The organism is Sphingopyxis sp. Q841 (assembly GCF_052384365.1).
GTDB lineage: Bacteria > Pseudomonadota > Alphaproteobacteria > Sphingomonadales > Sphingomonadaceae > Sphingopyxis > Sphingopyxis terrae_A.
The window spans coordinates 664,528-688,552 of the sequence record NZ_JBQSUM010000001.1; the positions used below are offsets into that span (position 1 = coordinate 664,528).

Genomic DNA, 24,025 nt, shown 5'->3' on the forward strand with positions numbered 1-24,025 from the left:
TTTGCGATCACAGATCGGCGATGAATTCCTTGTACGCCTGCGCATTCATCAGCCCGTCGAGCTGGCTCTTGTCGCTGAGCGTCATGCGAAAGAACCAGCCTTCGCCTTCGGGGTCCGAATTGACGAGCGCGGGGTCCTCCTCAAGCTGGCCGTTGCCTTCGGTGACGGTGCCATCGACGGGCGCGTAGACGTCGCTCGCCGCCTTCACCGATTCGACCACCGCGGCGTCGCCGCCCTTCGACAGTTCGGCGCCGGTGTCGGGAACCTCGACGAAGACGATATCGCCGAGCTGGCCCTGCGCGAAGTCGGTGATGCCGACCGTCGCCACATCGCCATCGACATCGATCCATTCATGCTCTTCGGTATAAAAACGCGGCATCGATCAGCCTCCCTGTTTGCGCACGTAACGATGTGGAACGAAGGGCATCGGCGTCACCGTCACGGCGACGCGCTTGCCGCGGACTTCGGCGGCGAGCGCCGTGCCGGGCTCGGACAGGCCGGTGGGCACATAGCCCATCGCTATGGGGGCGCCGACGCTCGGCGCAAAACCGCCCGAGGTGACGACACCGACTTCGCGGTTCCCGTCGAAAATCTTGGCGCCCTCGCGCACCGGCATCTTGCCATCTACGGTCAGGCCGACGCGCTTGCGCGGACTGCCATCGGCAAGATGGCCGAGGATGCGCGCGGCGCCCGGAAAGCCGCCTTCCTCGCGGCGGCGCTTGCTGATCGCAAAGGCCAGATCGCCCTCGACGGGGTCGATGCCTTCGTCGAGGTCGTGGCCGTAAAGCGGCAATCCCGCTTCGAGCCGCAGCGAATCGCGCGCGCCGAGGCCGATCGGTTTTACCGCCTCCTGCGCGCACAGCGCATCGGCGAGGGCCGAGACGTCGCTCGCCGGCACCGAAATTTCGAACCCGTCTTCTCCGGTATAGCCCGAACGGCTGATCCCCAGCCGCACGTCGCCCCACAGATAGGGGCCGGCCTGCATGAAGACGAGGCGATCGACGGGAAGAATATCGGAAAATTCGGGCACCACGCCGAGCGCCGTCAGCGCGGCCGCGGCCTTTGGCCCCTGCAGCGCAAGCAGCGCCTGTTCGTCGAGCAGGTTCATCTCGATCTCGTCGGGCAGATGTTCGCGCAGATGCGCGATGTCGTCCCACTTCACCGCGCCATTGACGACCATGTAGAGGCCATGCCCCGTATTGGTGACCATCAGATCGTCGAGGATGCCGCCATCGTCGGCGAGCAGCAGCGAGTAGCGCATCCGCCCCGGCTTCAACGCCGAAATATCGCCCGGAACCAGCGCCTCGAGCGCTTCGGCGGCGCCTTCGCCGCTGAACACGAGCTGCCCCATGTGGCTGACGTCGAACAGACCCGCATTGTCGCGCGTCCACAGATGTTCGGCCATGATGCCGTCATACTGGATCGGCATGTAATAGCCGGCGAATTCGACCATCCGCGCGCCCCTTGCACGGTGCCAGGCGTCGAGCGGAAGCGTTTCGATCGCGACCGTTTCGGCCATTTCTTCGGTTTCGCTCATATCGGCCTCCCGTCGTTGACATGACGCGGCGCGGCCCGATGCCGTTCCTTCGCCACGCCCCCTCTGTCACGGGAACCTGAGAGTTTTCGTCCATGCGCCCACGATGACGGGTCGGCATGGAGTTACCCCTTCGGTGGTCCGGGCGACGCCCGAACGCTTTCCAGAGTGTCCGTTCCAGCCGCGCGGTCCGTTGACCTGAGAGTTTCCGGGGCGGTTGCTCCTTCGGTGGCGACGGCCGGTTTCCCTGCCCCCGCGCTCTCCCGCGTGGCCGGTCGAATCTCTTGGAGAGGCTCGACAGACGCCTGAGCCTTGGCGCTCGCCTTCGGCAGAGTCAATCGGCGAGCTGTTGCATCGCGTCATTTTCGTGGACGAAGTGTCCAGGCGCCGCGAGCGACGCCGCGGCTACGATCGCGCGCGCCACCGTTTCGGCCGGAATCGAGCGATAGCGGCGCAGCGATCCGTGCAACAGCGCGTCGGTGAACGGCGCGGCAAGCATCGCCAGCCCCTCGCCAATCCGCTTCGGCCCCCGCCGGTCGCCGGTGAGCAGGCCGGGGCGCATCAGGTCGAGCCGCAGGAAATTGAGCGCGCGCAGCGCCTCCTCCACCTCACCCTTCGTCCGCAGATAGAAGTTCGCGCTATGCGCCGCCGCGCCGACGCTGCTGACCGCGATCATGTGCGCCGTCCCCGCCGCCTTCGCCGCACGGGCGCAGGCGAGCAGCAGATCATGATCGACCGCGCGAAACGCGTCCTGCGACCCCGCCTGGCGGATCGTGGTGCCGAGGCAGGAGATCAATATCCCGGGTCGCTCCGCCGCGATGATCTCGGCCCATTCGCCCGGATCGGCGGTCATGGCGCGATGGCCGGCCCCCGCCTCGACCAAGCGGCGCGCCAGCAGGGTAAGCGGCAGGGAATGGCCGCAGCGGGCAACCGCCTGTCCGACAAGCCCCGTCGCTCCGATCAGAAGCGCGCGGGGTGCGGCATCAGACATGCGCCAGCGCCTCGGGCACCGCGGCCCGCCCATTCATCTCAGCAAAGCGATCGATCGCGAATCGGTCGGTCATCCCGGCAATATAGTCGCCGATGTGGCGCACCGTCGCCCCGTCCGTATCGGGCAGCCGCGATGCCCATTCCTCGCCCATCAGCGCAGGATCGTCCCTGTAGGCCGCAAACAGCCCCGAAACGACGGTGCGCGCCGCGTCGGCGGCCGCGATCTGCGACGGATGGTGATAGAGGTTCGCATACATGAAGCGTTTGAGATCGCGCTCCTGCCGCGCCAGCGTATTCGAAAAGCCGCCGAGCGTGCGGCCCGCCGCGCGCACTTCCGCTACGCTCTCCACCCCCGCATCGGCGACATTGGCCTTGGTCGCGGCGATCACGTCGTTGACCATCACGCCGATCTGGTCGCGCACCAGCTCGCGCAGCAACCGGTCGCGCGGCGCGCCCGGAAAGCGGGCTTCGACGAGGCGGAAATTCTCGGCGACGAAGGGCTGCGCCATCAACTGGTCGATCGTCAGCAGTCCCGCGCGCAGGCCGTCGTCGATGTCGTGATTGTCGTACGCGATGTCGTCGGCGACCGCCGCCACCTGCGCCTCCAGGCTGGCATGGCTCGTCAGGTCGAGCGGAAATTCCGCGTCGATTTCCGCCAATGCCCAGCCGGGGTGACGCACCGGACCATTGTGCTTCGCCAACCCCTCCAGCGTCTCCCACGTCAGATTGATGCCATCGAAGCGCGGATAGGGACATTCGAGCCGCGCGAGCGTGCGCAGCGTGTGCCCATTATGATCGAACCCGCCATGCGCCATCATCGCCGCTTTCAGCGCGTCCTCGCCCGCATGACCGAAGGGCGGGTGACCGATGTCATGGGCAAGGCACAAGGCCTCGGTCAGATCTTCGTTCAGCCCCAGCGCCCGGGCGATTCCGCGACCAATCTGCGCGACTTCGATGCTGTGCGTCAGCCGGACGCGATAATGGTCGCCGTCGGGCGCGACGAAGACCTGCGTCTTGTGACGCAGCCGGCGGAAAGCGATCGAATGGATGATGCGGTCGCGGTCGCGCTGAAAGGCATCGCGCGGCCCGCGCACGACGCGGCCCGGTTCGTCATGGCGGCGTCCGCGTGTCGCCCTGGGGTCACTCGCACAGGCCGACAACGTCATTTGAAGAGATCGACCTCTTGCCCCGCATCGCTGGTAAAGACGAAACCATCGCCGCCCGCCTTCTTATATTGCGCGAGCCAGTCGGCAGCCGCCTTCTTGTCCTTGAACGGCCCCACGAGCAGGCGGCGGGTGCGGCCCCATTCGGTCGAGCCGCCATCCTTGCCCTTGAACAGCGCGGCATTCTTTTTGGCGAAGCGGTTGAAATCGAAGGCGAGCGCCTTCTGGTTCGACCCCGCCGCAACTTGCACCCAGATGCGCGAGGGATTGGCCTTTTTCTTCGCGGCCTCTTCCTTCGCCTTGGCGTCGGCCTCCGCCTTGGCCTTGGCCGCGGCTTCTTCCTTTTCGCGCTTTGCCGCTTCGGCGGCATCTGCCTTGCGCTTGTCCTCGACCAGCTTGGCAAGCGTATCGGCGCCGACCGCGCCGCTGGTGCGCTCAAGCTCCTCGGGCGGAATCTCGATCGAGCTGACGATCTGCGCCAACGAGGCGAGCGGAGCCGCAGCACTCGGCGCTGGCGTGGTCGTCGCCGACGGCGGCGCAGCGGCAGCGGCCGGCGGCTGGCCGACATCGCTCAGCGAGAAGCCCGGACCGACCGGACCGGCACCGCTGTTCACCGCGACGCCCACCGGTTGGGCCGCCGCTGGCGCCGGTGTCGGCGCGGGAGGCTTCGCTGCCGGGACGGACGGTGTATCAGCACGGCGCACCGGCACGGCGGCTGGCGGCTGCGCCAAGGTCGGCGCAGGCGCTGGCGTGGGCGCAGGTGTCGGCTTCGGGGTCAGCGTCGGAGCCGGTCGCGTCGCCGGTGGCGGCGTGGCAGTGGCCACCTGCACCGGTTTGCCCTTGTCGGCGCGCCGTTTGCTCGGCGTCGAAGTCGGGGAAGGCGCTGGTGTCGGGGCCGGAGCGGCCGCAGCGATCTGCACGGGCTTGCGCACCGGGCCAAGTTCGCCAGCCGGGAAGCGCCCGAAATGCGCGGCGGCGGCCTGCTGCGCCGGATTGAGCCGGTCCATCTGGGTTAGATAGGGCAAAATGCTCTGCGCCAGCAGCGCCGGCATCGTCGCCTTGACGATCTCGGTCGCCTCGTCATTGCGGCCGTTGATCGCTAGGATCATCGCGCGCGACCGCCATGCGGCACGGTCCTGCGTGCGAAGCTGCGGCGTGAGGAGCTGAATCGCGCGGTCGGCCTGCCCCGTGATGCCGAGCGAGATCGCATAGCGGCGGATCACTTCGTCGCTCGGCGCGATCGACAGGGCGAGTTGATAATCGCGCTGCGCCCCATCCTGCTGGCCCAGCAAATCGCGCGCAAGCCCGCGGTCGGCAAGGAATAGCCGCTCGGGGGCGCCGAGAAGCTGCGCCTCGCCGAAATAGTCGAGCGCCCGCGACGGCTTTTCGAGATGGAGCATCGCCGACCCGAGCGCCGCCTTGACCCCGCCGTCGCGCGGGCTCGCCTGCTCGGCACGGGTCAGAAAGCCGAGCGCGGCGCGATAATCCTCCAGCTCGATCGAAGCGCGTCCGGCATCAAGCAGCGCGGCGCTGTCGGCGGCGTTCGAGGCGAGCCGAGCGATCGCCGACGACAGCATCGTCCGCGCGGCGGTGCGTTTTTCCATCGCCGCCTTGGTGGCCGCATCGGGCGGCGTCACCTGAAATGCATGCGCCGCTGCGAAGGGGGCAGCGGACAGGAACAGCAGGCCGAGCGCGCCGACATGAAGTCGAACGCGCCGCGGCCCCGCCGTCAATATGGATCGCCGCATGGGCAAATCATCCCGTGTTCGGGCCGCCTGCCCATCGGGCGGCCGCGATGAACCCTGTTACTGGTTGTTCTGACGGCCCAGGAAGCGCGGAATATCGACTCCGTCTTCCTTGTCGCCTTCTTCGGCAGGGGCCGAACCGCCACGCGACAGACGCGACATGCGTTCGAACAAGGTGCCGCCACCGATCGGCCGCGCAGGCTCGGCCGCGGGGGCCGGGTCGGCAGCCGGCGCGGGCGCCGGTTCGGGTGCATCAAGTACGAGCTCGTCGCTGGTATCGTCATAGGTCGCGGCGACCTGCGACAGTTCCATCGGCTCTTCCTCGGCCGGCGCCGGTGCTTCGGCCGCGGGAGCATCGCCCAGCGAGAAGCCCGGTGCGGGGTCGGTGTCGACTTCGGGTTCCGCAGCTTCGACCGGCGCTTCCACAGCCGCCGCCTCGACCGGCTCCTCGGCAAAGGGCGCCGGCGCCGGGCTGCGCGCGGGGGCGAAGGAGAAGCTGCGCGCCGCCGGTGCCGCCGGAGCCGCCGCGTCGCCAGAACCGTCGATGCCGGTCGCGACAACCGATACGCGAATCTTGCCTTCCAGCCCTTCGTTGAAGGCGCTGCCCCAGATGATGTTGGCGTCGGGATCGACGAGTTCGCGAATATGGTTCGCCGCTTCGTCGACTTCCATCAGGCGCATGTCTTCGCCGCCGGTGATCGAGATGATCACGCCCTTCGCGCCCGCCATCGACACGCCATCGAGCAGCGGGTTGGCGATCGCCTTCTGCGCAGCTTCGAGCGCGCGACCGTCGCCTTCGGCTTCGCCGGTGCCCATCATCGCCTTGCCCATTTCGCGCATCACGCTGCGCACGTCGGCAAAGTCGAGGTTGATGAGGCCGGGCATGACCATCAGATCGGTGATACCGCGCACGCCCTGCTGGAGCACTTCATCCGCCATGGTGAAGGCTTCCTTGAAGGTCGTGTTCGGGTTGGCGACCAGGAAGAGATTCTGGTTGGGAATGACGATCAGCGTGTCGACATGGTCCTGAAGCTCGGCAATGCCGGCTTCGGCCGACCGCATGCGGCGGTTGCCCTCGAAGGTGAAGGGCTTGGTCACGACGCCGACGGTCAGAATGCCGCGGTCGCGGGCCGCCTTGGCGATGACCGGAGCCGCACCGGTGCCCGTGCCGCCGCCCATGCCGGCCGCGACGAAGCACATATGCGCGCCGTTCAGCGCCTCTTCGACCTGCGCAATGCTTTCCTCGGCCGCCGCCCGGCCGACTTCGGGACGCGAACCCGCACCCAGACCCTGGGTGATCTGCGTTCCGAGCTGGATGCGACGCTCCGCCGGCGAGGCGTTGAGCGCCTGCGCGTCGGTGTTGGCGACGACGAAATCGACGCCCTCGACCTTCGCCGCGATCATGTTCGCGATGGCATTGCCCCCCGCGCCGCCGACGCCGATCACGGCGATACGCGGCTTCAGTTCATCGACCTGCGGCGGGCCAATATTGATGCTCATCAACCAATCTCCCTGTAGCGGCGGACCAACGCCGCTTCCCTCACCTTGCGACCCATTCGGGCGGTAGTCCGGCCGCCCGTCATTGATTTATCGCATTGCACTATTGTGACGCCGGAATCACCCAAAAAATTAACCTTTCGCGCAACCGCGCGTCAGAAACTGCTCTTCAGCGCGGTGATAAGTCGGTTGATGATCGACGACCCCTTGGGACGGTACACATCCTGCGCCATCGTGGGCAGGTCGCGCAGATCCACGGGATCGGATGCGGCATAAAGAACCAGACCGGCAAGCGTCGCGAAAGCCGGTCCCGAATGGGCATCGGGCAGGCCGTGCAAGCCGCGCGGTCGCCCGACGCGCGCCGCCCGGCCGAGTGCGATCTGGGTATAATCGGCGATGCCTTTCAGATCGGCGCCCCCGCCGACGAGCACGACCTGGCGGCCGATCGGGCCGACGAAGTGAAGATCCTTCAGCGTCCGTCCGATGTCGCCCATCATCTGGTCGAGCCGCTGGCGAATGACCGAGATCAGCTGCGCGCGCGTGATGCGCGGCGCATCGCTGCCCGCGGGCGCGCCGGGATCGAGTTCGATCAAATCATTGTTGTCGCGCGGGCTGGCCGAGGCCGAGCCGTAGAAGCTCTGCAGCCGCTGCGCCTGGCTGCGCCGGATACCGAAGGCCGAGGCGATGTCGTCGGTGATGTCGCTCGCCCCGAACGGCAGCGAAACCATCTCGACGAGCATTCCGCCCGCATAGAGCGATACCGTCGTCACCGCCGCGCCGAGCTCGACAAGCGCCACGCCAAGGTCGCGTTCTTCTTCCGACAGGCAGGCGAGCCCCGCCGCGATCGGCGAGGCGACCACCGCATTGACGTCGAGATGCGCCTGCCGCACCGCGGCTTCCAGATTTCGCACCGGGGCGCCGTCGGCCATGATGATGTGGATGTCGACGCCCAGCCGGTCGGCGTGCAGGCCGATCGGATTCTTGACGCCGGTCAACCCGTCGAGCGTGTAGAGCGCCGGCTGCGCGTGCAGGATCATCCGCCCTTCGGGATCGATCCCCGCGCGCCCGGCGGCGAGCAGATCGTCGATATCTTCCTGTTCGATGCGGTGACCGCCCAATTCGCTCTCGATCGGGGCGACGTCGCTCAAGAGGCTGCCCGCCGAGAAGCTGACCCAGACGTCGTCGATATTGAGACCCGCGATACGCTCGGCCTGTTCGATCGCCTCGCGCACGATATGCTCGGTCTGCTCCATGTCGGCGACATAGCCGCGCTGGACGCCGCGGCTTTCGCGCTGGCCGGTGCCGAGCACGTGCAACTGCCCGTCGGCAGTCTGGCCCGCGATGAGCGCACAGACCTTCCACGACCCGACATCGAGCGCGGTGATAATCTTTTCGATGCGCGGCGGCGCCATCGCTTCTATCCCTCGTTCGCCTGACCCGCCGACACCTCGTCGGCGGCGGCACGCGCGTCGTCGATCTTCGACGGCGCCACCTGCCCTTCGTGCGGCATGCGTAGCACGAAACGGCTGGGGTCGCGCATGTCGAAACGCAGGATGCCGCGGCCAAGGAGGCGGTTCGCCCCGTCCATGTGCGCGAATTTCGCGAGCGCCGCCTTCGCTTCGGCATCGCCTTCGGGCAGCGACAGCGTTTCGCCGCTGCGGAAGCGCAGATCCCAGCGGCGGTTGCCGACCCAGGTCGCGCCCGCGAGCAGTTCCTTGAGCGAACTGGCCTCGGCGAGCAGCGCGTCGAGATCCTGCGCGCGCCGATTGGCATTGGGGCCGATGACGAGCGGCAGGTCGGGCATGGTCGCGACCGTCACGGGTTCCAGGACGACCCCGCTGTCGTCGATCAGCGACAGTCGGCCGTCATTCTGCCAGATCGCTGCCGGGGTGCGCTCGACGATATCGACGACCAGCGTATCGGGCAGGCGGCGCGACACGCGCGCATCCTTGATCCAGCCATACTGCATCAGGTCGCGGCGCACATCGTCAAGCTCGACCGCGGCCATCGAGCGGTCCTTCTGCGCCAGCGCGATATCATAAACCTTCAGCCGGTCGATGCGATCGGCACCGACCACTTCGACCTTCTTTACCTGAAATCCGGCGCGCCCGACCGCCTGCGCCCACTCTTCGTGGATTTTCGCGGTCACACCCGTCACCTCGGCACCGAGCACCAGCACGCCCGCCAGGCCGATACCGATCGTCCAGTTGGCGACGCGCTGAAGCTGCGCCGGGCTGATCGGCAAGGCGTTGATGACCATGTTGAGGCGCGACTGCTTGACCGACCGGCGCCTTTTGGGCGCGCGCGACGGACGGCGCGGCGGCGCCTTCGCGCGTTTGATCCTGGTGCTGCTCATACTCCGCTGCTCATGCCAATGCTTCCCCCACGATGCGTTCGACGAGTTCGGCATAGTCCATGCCGATGGCGCGCGCCTGTTCCGGCACGAGGCTGAGCGGTGTCATCCCCGGCTGCGTATTGACCTCGAGCAGGAAAATGCCCGCAAGTCCATGCTCGTCGTCCCAGCGAAAATCGGAACGCGACGCGCCCTTGCAGCCGAGCAGGCGATGCGCTTCGACCGCCAGATGCTTCATCCGCTGCGCAACGTCGGCGGGGACATCGGCAGGACAGACATGTTCGGTCAGACCGTCGGTATATTTGGCGTCATAGTCGTAGAATCCCGACTTCACGCGCAGTTCGGTGACACCGAGCGCCTCATCGCCGAGTACCGCGACGGTCAGTTCGCGCCCCTTGATGAAAGGCTCGGCGAGCAGCCGATCGAACTCCTGCCACGGCCCCACAGCTTCGCGCGCAATCGGGTTGCCGTAGTTGCTGTCGTCCTTGACAATCGCGACGCCGACCGACGATCCTTCGTTGACGGGTTTCAGGACATAGGGGCGCGGCAAGGGATCGGCTGAAAACAGGCTTTCGCTGTCGACCATCGTCCCCGTCGGCATGGGAATACCATGCGGCACCAGCGCCTGTTTCGTCAATTCCTTGTCGATCGCGATCACCGACGTGACGAGCCCGCTGTGGGTGTATTTGAGGCCCATCAGGTCGAGCATGCCCTGCACGGTGCCGTCTTCGCCCGGAACGCCGTGGAGGGCGTTGAAGACGACATCGGGCCGCGCTTCGGCAAGCCGCTGCGCCACATCGCGGCCCATGTCGATGCGCGTGACCTTGTGCCCGCGGCTTTCGAGCGCGTCGGCAACGCCCTTGCCGCTCATCAGCGACACTTCGCGCTCGGCGGACCAGCCGCCCATCAGCACGGCGACATGCCACGGACCCCGGCTCACTTCGCCACTCCCACGCGCTGAATCTCCCATTGCAATTCGATGCCGCTCTTCGCCTTCACCCGGCGGCGGACTTCCTCGCCGAGCGCTTCGATGTCGGCGCTCGTCGCCGCACCGGTATTGATCAGGAAATTGGTATGCTTCTCGCTCACCTGCGCGCCACCGATGGCGAAACCGCGGCAACCGGCCTCATCGATAAGCTGCCACGCCTTGCGACCGTCGGGGTTCTTGAAGGTCGAGCCGCCGGTCTTCGAGCGCAGCGGCTGCGACGCCTCGCGGCTCGCCGAGATGCGGTCCATTTCGGCCTGGATGGCTTCGGGTTCACCCGGACGCCCGCGGAACGTCGCGCCCACGACGACCGCACCTTCGGGCAATTCGCTGTGGCGATAAGTGTAGCCCAGATCGGCAAGCGGCAAGGTCCGGCGCTCGCCCGAGCGCAAGACGATGTCGGCCTCGACCAATATGTCCTTGACCTCGCTGCCATAAGCGCCGCCGTTCATCCGCACGAAGCCGCCAACGGTGCCGGGGATCGACCGCAGGAACTCCATCCCCGCGATCCCTGCGTCGCGCGCGGTCGACGAGACGAGGATGCCCGAGGCACCGCCTCCGCAGCGCAAGCTGGTCGCGTCGACGGCTTCGACCTTAGCAAAGGCCTTGCCGAGCCGGACGACGACGCCCGGAAAGCCGCCGTCGCGAACGATGAGGTTCGAGCCAAGGCCGAGTGCCATCACCGGAATCGCGGGATCGAGGTCGCGCAGGAAACCGGCAAGATCATCGGCGTCCTTCGGCTCGAACAGCCAGTCGGCAGGACCGCCCGACTTGAACCAGACGAGCGGCGCCAGCGGCGCCTTTGCGGTTAGCTTGCCGCGGACCGCCGGAAGCGTATCGGCGGTGCTCATACCGCCTCCACCGCGCTCGCCAGCCCCGCCGCCATCTTGGTGATGTCGCCTGCGCCGAGGCAGATGATCATGTCACCCGCGCCGAGCGTTTCGGTGCGGATCGCGTCGGCGATCGTTGCAGCGAGCGCGCCGGCGTCGGCAACGGTCGATGCATGGCGATGACCGCGGTCGCGCAGCCCCTGCGCCAGCGCATCCGACGACACGCCCTCGATCGGGCTTTCGCCCGCTGCATAAACGGGCAGTGCGAGCACCATGTCCGCGTCGTTAAAGGCCTGCTGGAAATCGTCCATATGATCGCGCAGGCGGGTAAAGCGATGCGGCTGGACGACGGCAACGACGCGTCCCGCCCCGGCACCTTCGCGCGCTGCCGACAGCACGGCCCGGATCTCGACCGGATGATGGGCATAATCGTCGATCACCGTCACGATGCCGTCCCCGGCTGCAATCTCGCCGACCTTGGTGAAGCGGCGCTTGACCCCGGCAAAGCCGTTGAAGCCCGACGCGATATTTTCGTCCGACACGCCCATGTGCAGCGCGACCGCAATCGCCGCGAGCGCGTTCTGGACATTGTGGCGCCCCGACATCGGCAGGTGGATACCCTCGATCGTACGGCTATTGCCGTCGCGGTCGCGCACGACGACGTCGAAGCGATTGCCGTCGGGCCCCGGTGTCACATTGGTGCCGCGCACGTCGGCCTGCGCCGAAAAGCCATAGGTGACGATGCGGCGGTCGCGGATGCGCGGGATGATCGCCTGCACTTCGGGATGGTCGAGGCAGAGCATCGCCGCGCCATAGAAGGGCACATTTTCGATAAACTCGACGAACGCGTCCTTGATCGCGTCGAAGCTGCCATAATGATCGAGATGTTCGGGATCGATGTTGGTGACGACCGCGATCGTCCCGTCGAGGCGCAGAAAGCTGCCGTCGCTTTCATCGGCTTCGACCACCATCCAGTCCGACGCACCGAGCCGCGCGTTCGAGCCGTAATTGTTGATGATGCCGCCGTTGATGACGGTCGGGTCGATGCCGCCCGCATCGAGCAAGGCGGCGACCAGGCTGGTCGTCGTCGTCTTGCCGTGCGTGCCCGCAATCGCGACGGTGGATTTGAGGCGCATCAGCTCGGCGAGCATTTCGGCGCGGCGGACGATCGGGATGCGATGCGCGAGCGCGGCCTCGACCTCGGGGTTGCCGCGCTTCACCGCCGTCGAGGTCACAACCACGGCGACGCCATCGACGTTCGCGGCTTCGTGCCCGATCGCGACTTTGATGCCGCGTTGGCGCAGGCCCTCGACAACATAGCTGTCGGCAATGTCGCTGCCCTGCACCTGATAGCCAAGGTTGTGCATCACCTCCGCGATGCCCGACATGCCGATGCCGCCGATCCCGATGAAGTGGATGATGCCGATATCGGTCGCAACGCCGCGCATCAGTTCGCCTCCCGCCGCGCGGCGGCGACACCCGAAGCGGCGCGCTGGGTGCCGGCACCGACGCGGATGACATCCATCATCGGCGGCGCGGCAAAGCTTTCGACAAGGTCGGCAAGGTCACGGGTCGCATCGGGCAGGCCGCAGCTCGCCGCCCGGTCGGCAGCTTCTTCGAGCGCGCCGGGTTCGAGCGCCATGCGCTGGATATGCTTGGCGAGCGCAGCGGGATTGAAATCGCTCTGCTGGATCGAGATCGCGCCACCCGCCGCGACGAGATCGCCGACATTATAGGTCTGGTGATCGTCCATCGCGTGCGGATAGGGCACGAAAACCGCCGGCCTGCCGGCGCAGGCCAGCTCGGCGACGGTCGACGCCCCCGCCCGCGCTATGACGAGGTGCGCCCAGCGCAGCCGCTCGGGAAAATCGGTGATATAGGGAGCACACTCGGCCGCGACGCCAAGGGCGGCATATTTGGCGCGCACCGTTTCGATGTCAGTCTCGCGGCATTGCTGGACCACCTGCAAGCGGTCGAGCAGCGCGCGCGGGAGCATGGCGACGGCAGCGGGAACGACGTCACTCAGCACCGTGGCGCCCAGGCTGCCGCCGACGACGAGCAGACGAACGATGCCGTCCTCGGGCAGCGGCGGATAGCCGTCCTCGCGGATCGCGATAATTTCCTCGCGCACCGGATTGCCGATCAGGTGGCGCTTGTCGGCACAGGCGGGCGGGAAACGGCGGATATGATGGTAGGCGACCGCAATCGCATCGACCCGTCCCGCCATCAGCCGGTTGGTCCGGCCCAGCACGGCATTTTGTTCGTGGATGACGCTGGGCGTCTTGGTCGCGCGCGCCGCGAGCAGGCTGGGCAGCGAAGGATAGCCGCCGAAGCCGACGACCACCGCCGGGTCGAAATCGCGGATCAGGTCGATCGCCATCGCGCGCCCCTTGCGGATCGCCAGCGCCGCCTTCACCCAGCCGACGGGACCGCCCTGAACGCGGCCGGCGGGCAGAACATGCGTTTCCAGCTCGGCCGGCGCGCCCGGAATCCTGAGGCCGCGGTCGTCGCTGACCAGCGCGACGCGGTGCCCGCGCGCGATCAGTTCACCCGCCAGCGCATAAGCGGGCAGCATATGGCCGCCGGTGCCTCCGGCGGCGAGTAGATAGTGGCGCGTCGCGGTCATGGCCGGGCCGTCATTTCCTGTTCCAGTTGCGGGTCATCGATACCCGCGCCGCATAGGGGTTTCGCCGGGTCAGCGACAAGAGCAAACCCATGCCGATCGACAAGGCGATGAACGACGAACCGCCATAGCTGATAAAGGGCAAGGTCATCCCCTTTGACGGAAAGAGCTGGGTATTCACTGCCATGTTGATCGTCGCTTGCCCGCCGAACTGCGCAATCAGACCCGCGACGGCGAGAATGAGAAAGCTGTCCTCTTCGTCGAGCAGCCGCACCAGAACGCGGACGATGATCGCCAGATAAAGGACGGCGATGGCGATGCAGGCGATGATCCCGAATTCCTCGCCGATGACCGAGAAGATATAGTCGGTGTGCGCCTCGGGAAGCTGGAACTTGGCAAGTCCCGCACCCGGCCCCGTGCCGATCAGCCCGCCGGCGGTCAGCGTCGCATGCGCCTTGTCGACCTGAAAGCTGTCGCCCTCGGCGAACAGCCAGATGTTGATGCGCTGCTGCGCCACCGGGTAGAAGAAATAGGCAAGGACCAGCCCCGCGAGTCCCGTGCCCGCGAGCCCCGCCATGATCCGCATCGACAGGCCGGCGACCATGACGAGAACGAACCATGTCCCCGCGAAGATGATCGTTTGCCCCAGATCGGGCTGGCTCATCAGCAGGATCGCGATGATCCCGGTAAAAACGAAGGACAGCGGCACGACCGGCAGATTCTGATCGTGCAGCCGCAGCGACAATATCCAGGCCAATGACACCGCGAAGAAGGGCTTGAGAAATTCCGACGGCTGGAGGCGGAAGATGCCGCTGCCAATCCAGCGCTGCGCGCCGTTCACCGTCGTGCCGATCAGCGGCACCATGAACAACAGGAAGACGAAGGTGATCGTGCCATAGATGGCAAAGCGCCGCGCCTGCGGTTTGGGCAGCATCGATACCGCGAGCATGACCGGCACGCCGACCATGACCCACATGAGCTGGCGATAGAAATAATAGAGCGGATCGAGGCTGGCGGTCGCGGTCGACAGCTTCTGCGCGGCGACCGGCGATGCCGCCGCCACGGCGACGAGGCCGATGGCGATCAGCATCGACACAAGCAACAGCAATACGCGGTCGATTTCCCAGAACCACAGGCCCAGCGGCGTGCGGTCGGCGCGGCTGAGGCGCGGGCCGCGGCGCTTCGTCGTCCGCGTCGTCGCGATGACGGGCCGCTCCGTGGTCGCATCCATATTGTCCGCCCCCCCGTTCATATCGTCATCCATTCCCCAACGCCTGCACCAGTTCGCGGAAGCGATCGCCGCGCTGTTCGTAATCCTTGAACTGATCGAACGAAGCGCAGGCGGGCGACAGCAACACGATGTCGCCGGGCGTCGCAGCGGCGGCGGCGGCTGCGACCGCGGCGGCCAGATCGCCCGACCGTTCGACGGGCAGCGCGTCGCCGATCTCGGCCGCGAAAGGCTCCATCGCCTCGCCGATCAGATAGGCGCGCTTGACATGGCCGAACCAAGGACGACAGGCGGTCAGCCCGTCGCCCTTGGCCTGCCCCCCGGCAATCCAGTGGACACGCTGGTCCGGCGCCGGCGGAAATGCCGCCAGCGCCGGTGCAGCGGAAGCCGCGTTGGTCGCCTTGCTGTCGTTGAACCAGCGGACGCCAGCGACTTCGCCGACCAATTCCATACGGTGCGGGAGCGCGCGATAGCTCGCGAGTCCGCGTTCGATCTGTTCGTCGTTCAGCCCCAGCACGCGGCATACCGCGATCGCGCACACGGCATTCTGCGCATTGTGCGGACCGTGCAGCGCGGGCCAGCGCGCCTGATCGGCGGGATCGATGTCCTTCGCCGAAACGCGGTGGAGCCGGTGATTGATGCGCCCCGCGATCATCCGCGACGGGTCATCGTCGACCGCGACGATCGCGACCTGATCGCGGTGCTGGAGCGCGAACAGCCGCTCCTTCGACGCGGCATAGCCAGCGAAACCGTCATAACGGTCGAGGTGATCGGGGCTGATGTTGGTCAGCACGGCGACATCGCACGCCAGGCTGTGCGCCAGGTCGATCTGGTAGCTCGACAGTTCGAGCACATAGACGCCGTTTTCGGGGAGCGGATCGCGGGCAAGGATCGGCAGCCCGATGTTGCCGCCCATCAGCGCCGGAACGCCCGCGCTTTCCAGCACATGGGTGACAAGCGCGGTCACCGTCGATTTGCCGTTGGTGCCGGTGATGCCGACGATGCGGTGCGGCGGCAGATCAGCCGCGGCTTCGGCAAACAATTCGATATCGCCGAGGATCGACACACCGGCTTCGCGGGCATGGTCGGCGATGGGATGGCGGTTGAGCGGCACGCCCGGCGACACGACGACGCCGGCAAAGCCGACAAGGTCGATCTCCAACGGATTGCCGATGTCGGCGCCGAGCGCCATCGCGGCATCGCGCGCCGCTTCGCGCTCGTCCCACGCGGTCACCCCCGCGCCGCTGGCGATCAGCGCCTCGCAGGTCGCCAGCCCCGAGCGCGCCAGTCCCAGCACCGCATAGCGGCGACCGGCAAAGGCGCGCGCGGTGATCACCGCAGCTTGAGCGTCGCGAGTCCGGCGAGCGCGAGGACGATCGAGACGATCCAGAAACGGACGACGACGGTGGATTCGGGCCAGCCCAATTGTTCGAAATGATGGTGGATCGGCGCCATGCGGAAGATGCGTTTGCCGGTCCGTTTGTACCAGAAGACCTGGATGATCACCGACAAAGCCTCGACGACGAACAGCCCGCCGACCAGCACCAGCACCAGTTCGTGCTGCGCCGTCACCGCAATCGTCGCTAGCGCGCCGCCGAGCGCGAGGCTGCCCGTATCGCCCATGAACACCGCCGCGGGCGGCGCATTGAACCACAGAAAGGCAAGGCAGGCCCCGATGATCGCGGCGGCGAAGATTGCAAGCTCACCTGCCCCCGGCACATGGGGAATGCCCAGATAGCCCGCGAATTTCACGTTACCCGACAGATAGACGATGACGAGGAAAGCAAGGCTGGCGATCATCACCGGAAAGGTCGCGAGCCCGTCGAGCCCGTCGGTCAGGTTCACCGCATTGCCGAAACCGACGATCAGCACCATCGCGAAGACATAATAGAGCGGCCCCAGGGGAATATAGACTTCGCTGAAAAAGGGCAGATAAAGGTCGGTGCCGGTCCGCGATACGATCAGCAGCACCGCGATGCCCGCAATCACGAATTCGACGAGCAGGCGCACGCGCCCCGGAATCCCGCGATGGCTCGACTTGGTCACCTTGTCGAGATCGTCGAGAAAGCCGACCAGCGCGAACCCGCCGGTGACGAAGATGCAGGCCCAGACGAAGCGGTTGGACAAATCCATCCACAGCAGCGCCGAAATCATTAGCGAGATCAGGATCATCAGCCCGCCCATCGTCGGCGTGCCCTTTTTCGCAAAATGGCTTTGCGGTCCGTCCTCGCGGATCGGCTGCCCCTTCCCCTGCCGCATCCGCAGCATGAGGATGAAGCGCGGCCCGATCCACAGACCGATGATCAGCGCCGTCGCAACCGCGGCGCCCGAGCGGAAGCTCAGATAGCGGATGAGGTTCAGAACCCCCGGAAAGCCAAGCCATTCCGCCAGCCAATATAGCATCAATAATCCCCATTGGTCAGCGCGGTCACGACATGCGACAGTCCCACGCTGTTCGATCCCTTGACCAGCACCGTATCGCCGGGCCGGATCAAGGCCCCCAGCCGCCCTACCGCAGCCGAGTGGTCGGCCACATGCTCGAAATCGATCCGCCCCTCAAGCGCTTTGGCGAGCGGCGCCATCTCTTCGCCGACAAGCAGGGCGAACTGCACACCAGCTGCGACGAGCGGAGCGGCCAGACCGGCATGATAGGCCTCGCCGCCGTCGCCAAGCTCCTTCATCGCGCCCAGAATCGCGACCCTGCGCGCACCGGATTCGCTGCCGAGCTGGCCGATGGTTGCGGCCATCGATGCGGGATTGGCGTTATAGCTTTCGTCGATGACGAGGATCGAACCGCCCGGCACCTCGACGCGGGTGCGCGCGCCGCGACCCGCAAGACCGCCCATCTCGGCGAAGGCCAAGCCCGCGGCGGGCAGGTCACCGCCAACCGCCTTGACCGCAGCAAGCACCGCCATCGCATTGGCCACCCAATGCGCGCCGCCTTGCGCGATGGTGAAGCAGAGCAGCGCGTCCTGAACCTGTGCCGTAACGAGCGATCCCCCCTGCCCGTCGGGCAACCAGTCGACCGCGCGCACATCGGCCCCTTCGCCCAGCCCGAAGCTGACGACATGCGCCGCATGCTGTTCGGCCTTGGCGCGCAGCCGCGCGTAATGCGGGCTGTCAAAGGGAATGATTGCGGTGCCGCCCGGCTCCAGCCCCTCGAATATCTCGCCCTTCGCGTCGGCGATCGCTTCCTCGCTGTCGAAAAATTCCATGTGCGCAGGCGCGATGGTGGTCACGATGGCGACATGAGGGCGTACCATCCGCGTCAGCGCCGCCAGCTCGCCCGCATGGTTCATCCCCATTTCGAAGATGCCGAAATCGGCGGTCGAGGGCATGCGCGCCAGGCTCAAGGGCACGCCGACATGGTTGTTGTAGCTTTTGACCGAACGGTGCGCTTTGCCCGGGCGAAAGCGGTCGAGCGCCGCGAACAGCGCCTCCTTGGTCCCCGTCTTGCCCGCCGAGCCGGTGACGCCGATGATCCGCCCATGGCTGCGCGCGCGCGCCGCGGCGCCGAGCGCGTTCAACGCTGCGGCGCTGTCGGCGACGCGGATGTGCGGAAAGTCTATATCGTTTTCGCAGATGATACCCGCTGCGCCGGCGGCAATCGCCTTGTCGATGAAGTTATGGCCGTCGGTCGCCTCGCCCTTCATCGCGACGAACAGGTCGCCCTTCGTGACTTCGCGCGAATCAAAGGCAACACCTTGCACCGTGAAATCGGCGCTAGCGGTGCCGCCGCACGCCGCCGCGATCGCGCGCGCCGTCCACAGCGGGGTCATGCCGCCACCTCGCGCGCGACGCTCACATCGTCGAAGGGGATGACGCGCAGCGCGTCACCGCGTCCGACAATCTGCCCCTGTTCGTGCCCCTTGCCTGCGACGCAGATAATGTCGTCGGCGCGCGCCATCTCGATCGCGGCAGCAATCGCGGCGCGGCGGTCGCCGATCACCTGGGCACCCGGCGCGCCTTCGGCGATGGCGGCGCGGATCGACGCGGGATCTTCGCCACGCGGATTGTCGTCGGTGATGATCGCGATATCGGCCTTGGCGGCGGCGATGCGGCCCATTTCCGGGCGCTTCGCCTGATCGCGGTCGCCGCCCGCACCGAACACCAGGATCAACCGCCCCGTGGCGTGCGGCCGCAACGCATCGAGCGCCGCCTCCAGCCCGTCGGGGGTGTGGGCATAGTCGACATAGACGGGGGCGCCCGCGCGCGTGATCGCCGCACGCTCGAGCCGTCCGCGTACCGGCTGGAGCCGCGCCAGATTGGCGAGCGTCTGCGCACCATCGCCGCCGGTCGCGATGACCAGCCCGGCCGCGACCAATGCGTTGGCGGCCTGATAGGCGCCGATAAGCGGCAGGTCGACTTTCTGCGTCAGAGCACCTGCCGCAACGGTCAGCGTCTGCCCGAGCTGCGTCGGCGTCCGCCCGACAAGGCGCAGTTCCTCACCCTTCGTTCCCACGGTAAGCAGACGCAGTCCGCGCGCGCGCGCCGACTCTACCACTTTGGACGAATGGGCATCGTCGGCCCAGACCACCGCGGCTCCGCCGGGTTCGACAACCTCGGTGAATAGCCGCAACTTGGCGCCCAGATAGGCTTCCATCGTGCCATGATAATCGAGATGATCGTGGCTGAGATTGGTGAAGGCCGCCGCCTTTACCGGCAGGCCTTCGGTGCGATATTGATCGAGCCCGTGGCTCGACGCCTCGAAGGCCGCATGGGTCACGCCCTCGGCCGCCAGGCCCGCCATGTTCGACAGAAAGGTCACGATGTCTGGCGTCGTCAGTCCGGTGACGACCCGGTCGGCGCCGGTGGTCACGCCAAGCGTTCCGATCGATGCTGCGTGAAGGCCCGCCATTCGCCAGAGCTGACGCGTCATCTCGACCGTCGAAGTCTTGCCATTGGTGCCCGTGACCGCGACGCAGGTTGCGGGAAAACGGTGAAAGAAGCGCGCCGCAAGCCGCGCGAAGGCGCGCCGCGGATTGGCATCGGCGATATGCACCGCGCCCTCGACCACGGCTTCGGGCCGCGCGACGACGGCGACGGCGCCCGCCGCCACCGCGGCGGCAATAAAGTCCTCACCGTTGAATTTTTCGCCGACGAAGGCGCCGAAGACATTGCCCGGCGCAACCTTGCGATGATCGATGGCAAGCCCGGTCACCACCGGACCGTCCCCATCGACATGATCGCCGCCGGTCAGCGCCGCGAGCCGCATTATTCGCTTTCCCCGTTCTTCCACAGCAGCGGCGTCAGTTCCGACACGTCGACGTCGCGGCTTTCGTCGGGGAACACGCCGAGCATCGGTCCCGCACGCATCACTACTTTCTTGACCACCGGCGCGGCGGTGTAGCCAGCGGTGCGCTGCCCCGAGCTGAAGGCGTTGCCCTTGGGTTCGTCGATCATCACCAGCACCACGTAACGCGGATTGTCCATCGGGAAGACGGCGGAGAAGGTCGACACGAGCGAATGGCGACGATAGCCGCCGGCGCCCGGCTTTTCGGCGCTGCCGGTCTTGCCGCCGACGCGAAAGCCCGGGGCGTCGGCCTGGCGGCCCGTGCCGTCGGACACGATCAGGCGCAGGAGCTGGCGCATCCGCGCACTCGTCGATGCCTTGAACACGCGGCGTCCCTGCGGCGGCGCCTTGTCGCCCAGCTTCAGGATCGTCGCCGGACGCCAGATGCCGCCGTTGACCAGCGCGGCATAGGCGCTGGCAAGGTGCAGCGGAGTGACCGCAATGCCGTGGCCATAGCTGGTCGTCATCGTCGACAGCCGGCCCCATTCGCGCGGCCACAGCGGGAAGGCACGCTCCTTGAGTTCGATTTCGGGGCGTTTGTTGAATTCGAGGCTACGGAATATCGCCTCCATCTTTTCCTTGCCGAGCTGGTCGGCGATCTGCGCGGTGACGATGTTCGAGCTGTGGATGAGCGTTTCGGGGACGTTGAGCCAGCGGTTCATCATGTGCGAATCGCGGATGCGGAAACCGGCGATCGCCAGCGGCTGCGTTGCATCATAGCGCTTCGCCATGCTCGTCACGACGCCATTGTCGATCGCGGCGCCGATCGAGAGCGGTTTGACGACCGATCCAAGCTCGTAGAGATTATAGGTCACGGCGTTGCGCCGCGTCGTCGGATCGCTACCCGCCAGCTTGTTCGGATTATAGGTGGGCAGCGACGTCATCGCCATCACTTCGCCCGTGTGGACGTCGAGGATGATGCCCGCCCCGCCGATCGCCTCCAGATTGGTGACAGCGTTCGACAACTCGCTTTCGAGCACGCCCTGCACGCGCGCGTCGATCGACAGCGTCAGCGGATCGCCGCGCGTCGCCTTGTCGATCAGCCGCTGGTCAAACGCGCCCTCGACGCCAGTGACGCCATGGCCTTCGGCGTTGGTGAAGCCCAGCACATGCGCCGCGAGCGACATCTGCGGATAGAGGCGCTCCTTTTCGCGCGGAAAATCGAACCCTACATCGCCGATGGCATTCACCGCCGCCACCTGATCGGGCAGCGCCCGTCGCCGGATATAGGTCGGGCGCGGGCCCGTCAGCTTGGCGAGCAGGTCCTCGCGCGTCATGTCGGGAAAGATCTTGTGCAGTTCGTCGGCGAGATACTGGCGATCGTTGAGCAGTTTCGACGGCATCACACGGATCGAATAGCCGTCGATCGTCCGAGCGAGCGGCACGCCATTGCGATCGACGATATCGGCGCGCGCGGGCACGAAGGCCGTGCTGTTGCCGCCGCGGCCGGCATCGCTATCGAACAGCGCAAAATAGAGCAGCCGCACCGAAACGAGGAAAAATGCCGCCATGAACAGCAGCATGAGCATCATCAGCCGCTGTTGCGCGGTCAGCAATATCTGCTGCCGCACCCCAGCGGTTCGAACCCGGGTCGGACGGACGACCAGCGTGTTCATTGGCCCGATTTGCCCTCCTTCGCTTCACGCGCCGCGGCACGCTTGAGGTCGGCGAGCGTCGATTCCGCGAGGAGCTGATCCTCGATCATCTTGAGCTGTTCGCGGCGACGCGTCGGCGCCAGACGCGGCGCGCTGTCGCTGCGCACCGGCGTTTCGGCCTGCGCCAGCACGACGGGCTTTTCGGCGGCCGGCTTCGCCTCGGCCTTCACCGGCGTCACGGCGGGTTCGGGTGTTCCGACGGGGCTGACCATTGCCATCAGCACCGGCGCGACTTCATTGGCGCCGCGAGCGCGCGGCAGACCATCGAGCGAGGCAAGCTGGCGCTCGCTCGACAGATATTGCGAGGCATCCGGCGCCGAGTAGCCGAAGCTGTCGGCGTTCCACTGTTCGAGCTGGCGCATCGAAGCGCGCACCGCGAGTTCGGATTCAAGGTAGCGGATATTGTCGCGCGTGCGCTCGATCTGATGATTGATGCGCGCGAGTTCGCTGCGTGTCGCAGCGACCTTCAACGAGACCGGATAGAGCATCATCGCGAAGATGAGCACGAGCAGCACCAGGCCGATCCCCTGAAGCTTGCGGGCCGCCATCAGCATGAGATTGCCTCCTTCGTCGTCAATTGGGTCGGCCAGGCCGGGGCTGCGGTGCGCACGGCGCTGCGCAGCGTCGCGGAGCGCGCGCGCGGGTTGCGCGCCTCTTCGGCCTTGCCGGGGCGCACCTTGCGCGCCGGCGGCTGAAAGGTGGCGGCCCGCGCCGCTCCGATCGGCGCGGGCCGGTGGCGCGAGCCGGCGGCGTCGCCGCCGCTACGCTCGCGCAGAAAGTTCTTCACGATCCGGTCTTCGGTGCTGTGGAAGCTGACCACGGCAAGCCGGCCGCCGGGGCGCAGGACGCGCTCCGCCGCGGCGAGCCCCTCCATCAGTTCGTCGAGCTCGCCGTTGATGTGGATGCGGATCGCCTGAAAGCTCTTCGTCGCCGGATCCTTGGGCGCGCCCGGCGGATGGCGCAGCGCCTTGCGGATCACCGTCGCCAGTTCGCCGGTGCGCGACAGCGGGCGCGCAGCGACGATTGCCCGCGCGACGCGGCGCGACTGACGTTCGTCGCCATAATGATACAGGACGTCGGCGATCTCGGCCTCGTCGGCGCGATTGAGCCATTCGGCGGCAGTCTCGCCCTCCTGCGCCATGCGCATGTCGAGCGGGCCGTCCTTCTGGAACGAGAAGCCGCGCGCATCGCGGTCGAGCTGCATCGACGAAACGCCGATGTCGAAAGTGATGCCGTCGACCGCGCCGATGCCCCGTTCGGCGAGCAGGCGGTCGATTTCGCCGAAGCGGCCGTGGATCAGCATCAGCTTGCCGTCGGCTTCGGCGACGAGCGCCTGCCCCTCGGCAATCGCATCGGGGTCGCGGTCGCACGCGATCACCTCGGCCCCCGCGGCGAGCATCGCACGCGTGTAGCCGCCGGCGCCGAAGGTCGCGTCGACATGCCGCTCGCCCGGAGCGATGGCAAGGGCGGCGATGACTTCTTCGCGGAGGACCGGATCATGGCGGGGATCCCGAGGCAGGTCGGGGGAAAGATCGGTCACTTGCGCCCCTTCCCCTTCGTCTCTTCCCAGGCCTTGGCAAGTCGCTGGAGCACCGGATCGGCATCGACGCAGTCAGCGAGCGTCGGCAGCCACCATACTTCGAACCGGCGGCCCGACCCGACAAAGGCGGTCGCGCCGGCATCGCCGACGCGGTCGCGCGCGGTAAAATTGGGAAGGAAGCGCCCGCTGTCGTCGAGCGTATAGGCCTCGGTATAGCTGAACCGCTTCTTGAACGCCTCGTCCTCGTCGAAATCGATATTACGGGCGAGCGCGGTGTCGCGGTCGCGCTCGATCTCGTCGGTCAGGCGATCATATTGATCCTGGCCATAGGCGACCAGACAAGGCAGCTTTTCATGGAAACCAACCCAAAGCACGCGCTGACCGTCCGCATTGAGGGGCACATTATTGCGGAACTGCGAAGGGACGGCGATGCGTCCCTTGCCATCGATCGCGGCGAAGTTGGTACCCGAGTACCGGCCGGGCGTCACAACTGCCATCGCTGAAGCCCCCCGTTTCGCGCCTCCGGGCAAAACTTCCCCGTCCGCGAGAATCGCAGGATTTCGCGCCAAAAGACTCGGGTGGAGATTGC

At 66.7% G+C, this 24,025-nt stretch carries 21 protein-coding genes and 2 riboswitches; all 21 genes read right to left on the reverse strand.

What is annotated here, in order from left to right; all coding sequences use genetic code 11:
• Positions 1–7: 7 nt before the first annotated feature.
• Positions 8–379 (reverse strand): glycine cleavage system protein GcvH, encoded by a 372-nt coding sequence (gene gcvH, locus ACT17R_RS03300; RefSeq protein ID WP_062900552.1) that lies wholly within the window; start codon positions 377–379, stop codon positions 8–10.
• A gap of 3 nt (positions 380–382) precedes the next feature.
• The gene (gene gcvT / locus ACT17R_RS03305; protein WP_062900553.1) at positions 383–1,537 is read right to left on the reverse strand and encodes a glycine cleavage system aminomethyltransferase GcvT; all 1,155 of its coding nucleotides are present in this window, start codon (positions 1,535–1,537) and stop codon (positions 383–385) included.
• Between the two features lie 53 nt (positions 1,538–1,590).
• A riboswitch (glycine riboswitch) is annotated at positions 1,591–1,710 on the reverse strand.
• A riboswitch (glycine riboswitch) is annotated at positions 1,711–1,810 on the reverse strand.
• Positions 1,811–1,868: 58 nt separating this feature from the next.
• Complete coding sequence (locus ACT17R_RS03310; protein WP_444808988.1) at positions 1,869–2,525, reverse strand: NAD-dependent dehydratase; 657 nt, start codon at positions 2,523–2,525, stop codon at positions 1,869–1,871.
• A complete protein-coding gene (locus ACT17R_RS03315) occupies positions 2,518–3,690 on the reverse strand; it encodes a deoxyguanosinetriphosphate triphosphohydrolase (RefSeq protein WP_444808989.1) in 1,173 nt (390 codons plus the stop codon). The genes ACT17R_RS03310 and ACT17R_RS03315 overlap by 8 nt, the downstream gene beginning before the upstream one ends.
• The gene (locus tag ACT17R_RS03320; protein ID WP_444808990.1) at positions 3,687–5,435 is read right to left on the reverse strand and encodes an SPOR domain-containing protein; all 1,749 of its coding nucleotides are present in this window, start codon (positions 5,433–5,435) and stop codon (positions 3,687–3,689) included. Before ACT17R_RS03320 ends, ACT17R_RS03315 begins: the two co-directional genes overlap by 4 nt.
• Positions 5,436–5,492: 57 nt before the next feature.
• The gene (ftsZ, locus tag ACT17R_RS03325) at positions 5,493–6,932 is read right to left on the reverse strand and encodes a cell division protein FtsZ (protein ID WP_186402676.1); all 1,440 of its coding nucleotides are present in this window, start codon (positions 6,930–6,932) and stop codon (positions 5,493–5,495) included.
• Between the two features lie 152 nt (positions 6,933–7,084).
• A complete protein-coding gene (gene ftsA / locus ACT17R_RS03330; RefSeq protein ID WP_003040016.1) occupies positions 7,085–8,341 on the reverse strand; it encodes a cell division protein FtsA in 1,257 nt (418 codons plus the stop codon).
• Between the two features lie 5 nt (positions 8,342–8,346).
• Positions 8,347–9,285, reverse strand: coding sequence for a cell division protein FtsQ/DivIB (locus ACT17R_RS03335; RefSeq protein ID WP_444808991.1), 939 nt, complete (start codon positions 9,283–9,285; stop codon positions 8,347–8,349).
• Between the two features lie 10 nt (positions 9,286–9,295).
• A complete protein-coding gene (locus ACT17R_RS03340; RefSeq protein ID WP_062900558.1) occupies positions 9,296–10,222 on the reverse strand; it encodes a D-alanine--D-alanine ligase in 927 nt (308 codons plus the stop codon).
• A complete protein-coding gene (gene murB, locus ACT17R_RS03345; RefSeq protein ID WP_062900559.1) occupies positions 10,219–11,118 on the reverse strand; it encodes a UDP-N-acetylmuramate dehydrogenase in 900 nt (299 codons plus the stop codon). Before murB ends, ACT17R_RS03340 begins: the two co-directional genes overlap by 4 nt.
• On the reverse strand, positions 11,115–12,545 hold the full coding sequence (gene murC / locus ACT17R_RS03350) for a UDP-N-acetylmuramate--L-alanine ligase (protein ID WP_186402672.1): 1,431 nt from the start codon (positions 12,543–12,545) through the stop codon (positions 11,115–11,117). Before murC ends, murB begins: the two co-directional genes overlap by 4 nt.
• The gene (gene murG / locus ACT17R_RS03355; RefSeq protein WP_186402671.1) at positions 12,545–13,723 is read right to left on the reverse strand and encodes an undecaprenyldiphospho-muramoylpentapeptide beta-N-acetylglucosaminyltransferase; all 1,179 of its coding nucleotides are present in this window, start codon (positions 13,721–13,723) and stop codon (positions 12,545–12,547) included. The genes murC and murG overlap by 1 nt, the downstream gene beginning before the upstream one ends.
• Before the next feature lie 10 nt (positions 13,724–13,733).
• Complete coding sequence (locus tag ACT17R_RS03360; RefSeq protein WP_003040034.1) at positions 13,734–14,984, reverse strand: FtsW/RodA/SpoVE family cell cycle protein; 1,251 nt, start codon at positions 14,982–14,984, stop codon at positions 13,734–13,736.
• The gene (gene murD, locus ACT17R_RS03365) at positions 14,977–16,284 is read right to left on the reverse strand and encodes a UDP-N-acetylmuramoyl-L-alanine--D-glutamate ligase (RefSeq protein WP_186402670.1); all 1,308 of its coding nucleotides are present in this window, start codon (positions 16,282–16,284) and stop codon (positions 14,977–14,979) included. The genes ACT17R_RS03360 and murD overlap by 8 nt, the downstream gene beginning before the upstream one ends.
• Positions 16,281–17,351 carry a phospho-N-acetylmuramoyl-pentapeptide-transferase gene (gene mraY / locus ACT17R_RS03370; RefSeq protein WP_062900564.1) on the reverse strand — a complete coding sequence of 357 codons (1,071 nt, stop codon included), beginning with the start codon at positions 17,349–17,351 and terminating at the stop codon, positions 16,281–16,283. The genes murD and mraY overlap by 4 nt, the downstream gene beginning before the upstream one ends.
• Entirely contained in the window at positions 17,351–18,727 is a 1,377-nt protein-coding gene (locus ACT17R_RS03375; RefSeq protein WP_444808992.1) for a UDP-N-acetylmuramoyl-tripeptide--D-alanyl-D-alanine ligase, read from the reverse strand. Before ACT17R_RS03375 ends, mraY begins: the two co-directional genes overlap by 1 nt.
• Positions 18,724–20,163 (reverse strand): UDP-N-acetylmuramoyl-L-alanyl-D-glutamate--2,6-diaminopimelate ligase, encoded by a 1,440-nt coding sequence (locus tag ACT17R_RS03380; protein ID WP_444808993.1) that lies wholly within the window; start codon positions 20,161–20,163, stop codon positions 18,724–18,726. Before ACT17R_RS03380 ends, ACT17R_RS03375 begins: the two co-directional genes overlap by 4 nt.
• A complete protein-coding gene (locus ACT17R_RS03385) occupies positions 20,163–21,857 on the reverse strand; it encodes a peptidoglycan D,D-transpeptidase FtsI family protein (RefSeq protein ID WP_444808994.1) in 1,695 nt (564 codons plus the stop codon). Before ACT17R_RS03385 ends, ACT17R_RS03380 begins: the two co-directional genes overlap by 1 nt.
• Complete coding sequence (locus tag ACT17R_RS03390; protein WP_217372603.1) at positions 21,854–22,450, reverse strand: hypothetical protein; 597 nt, start codon at positions 22,448–22,450, stop codon at positions 21,854–21,856. The genes ACT17R_RS03385 and ACT17R_RS03390 overlap by 4 nt, the downstream gene beginning before the upstream one ends.
• Positions 22,444–23,436: a 16S rRNA (cytosine(1402)-N(4))-methyltransferase RsmH gene (gene rsmH, locus ACT17R_RS03395; protein WP_082819788.1), complete on the reverse strand. Its 993-nt coding sequence runs from the start codon at positions 23,434–23,436 to the stop codon at positions 22,444–22,446. Before rsmH ends, ACT17R_RS03390 begins: the two co-directional genes overlap by 7 nt.
• Positions 23,433–23,933, reverse strand: a complete 501-nt coding sequence (locus ACT17R_RS03400) for a division/cell wall cluster transcriptional repressor MraZ (RefSeq protein ID WP_062900568.1) — start codon at positions 23,931–23,933, stop codon at positions 23,433–23,435. The genes rsmH and ACT17R_RS03400 overlap by 4 nt, the downstream gene beginning before the upstream one ends.
• Between the last annotated feature and the right edge of the window lie 92 nt (positions 23,934–24,025).

Coding starts and splice junctions, on each gene's coding strand:
- gcvH (WP_062900552.1), bottom strand. CDS start 379: ATGCCGCGTTTTTATACCGAAGAGCATGAATGGATCGATGTCGATGGC.
- gcvT (WP_062900553.1), bottom strand. CDS start 1,537: ATGAGCGAAACCGAAGAAATGGCCGAAACGGTCGCGATCGAAACGCTT.
- ACT17R_RS03310 (WP_444808988.1), bottom strand. CDS start 2,525: ATGTCTGATGCCGCACCCCGCGCGCTTCTGATCGGAGCGACGGGGCTT.
- ACT17R_RS03315 (WP_444808989.1), bottom strand. CDS start 3,690: ATGACGTTGTCGGCCTGTGCGAGTGACCCCAGGGCGACACGCGGACGC.
- ACT17R_RS03320 (WP_444808990.1), bottom strand. CDS start 5,435: ATGCGGCGATCCATATTGACGGCGGGGCCGCGGCGCGTTCGACTTCAT.
- ftsZ (WP_186402676.1), bottom strand. CDS start 6,932: ATGAGCATCAATATTGGCCCGCCGCAGGTCGATGAACTGAAGCCGCGT.
- ftsA (WP_003040016.1), bottom strand. CDS start 8,341: ATGGCGCCGCCGCGCATCGAAAAGATTATCACCGCGCTCGATGTCGGG.
- ACT17R_RS03335 (WP_444808991.1), bottom strand. CDS start 9,285: ATGAGCAGCACCAGGATCAAACGCGCGAAGGCGCCGCCGCGCCGTCCG.
- murB (WP_062900559.1), bottom strand. CDS start 11,118: ATGAGCACCGCCGATACGCTTCCGGCGGTCCGCGGCAAGCTAACCGCA.
- murC (WP_186402672.1), bottom strand. CDS start 12,545: ATGCGCGGCGTTGCGACCGATATCGGCATCATCCACTTCATCGGGATC.
- murG (WP_186402671.1), bottom strand. CDS start 13,723: ATGACCGCGACGCGCCACTATCTACTCGCCGCCGGAGGCACCGGCGGC.
- ACT17R_RS03360 (WP_003040034.1), bottom strand. CDS start 14,984: ATGGATGACGATATGAACGGGGGGGCGGACAATATGGATGCGACCACG.
- mraY (WP_062900564.1), bottom strand. CDS start 17,351: ATGCTATATTGGCTGGCGGAATGGCTTGGCTTTCCGGGGGTTCTGAAC.
- ACT17R_RS03375 (WP_444808992.1), bottom strand. CDS start 18,727: ATGACCCCGCTGTGGACGGCGCGCGCGATCGCGGCGGCGTGCGGCGGC.
- ACT17R_RS03380 (WP_444808993.1), bottom strand. CDS start 20,163: ATGCGGCTCGCGGCGCTGACCGGCGGCGATCATGTCGATGGGGACGGT.
- ACT17R_RS03385 (WP_444808994.1), bottom strand. CDS start 21,857: ATGAACACGCTGGTCGTCCGTCCGACCCGGGTTCGAACCGCTGGGGTG.
- ACT17R_RS03390 (WP_217372603.1), bottom strand. CDS start 22,450: ATGCTGATGGCGGCCCGCAAGCTTCAGGGGATCGGCCTGGTGCTGCTC.
- ACT17R_RS03400 (WP_062900568.1), bottom strand. CDS start 23,933: ATGGCAGTTGTGACGCCCGGCCGGTACTCGGGTACCAACTTCGCCGCG.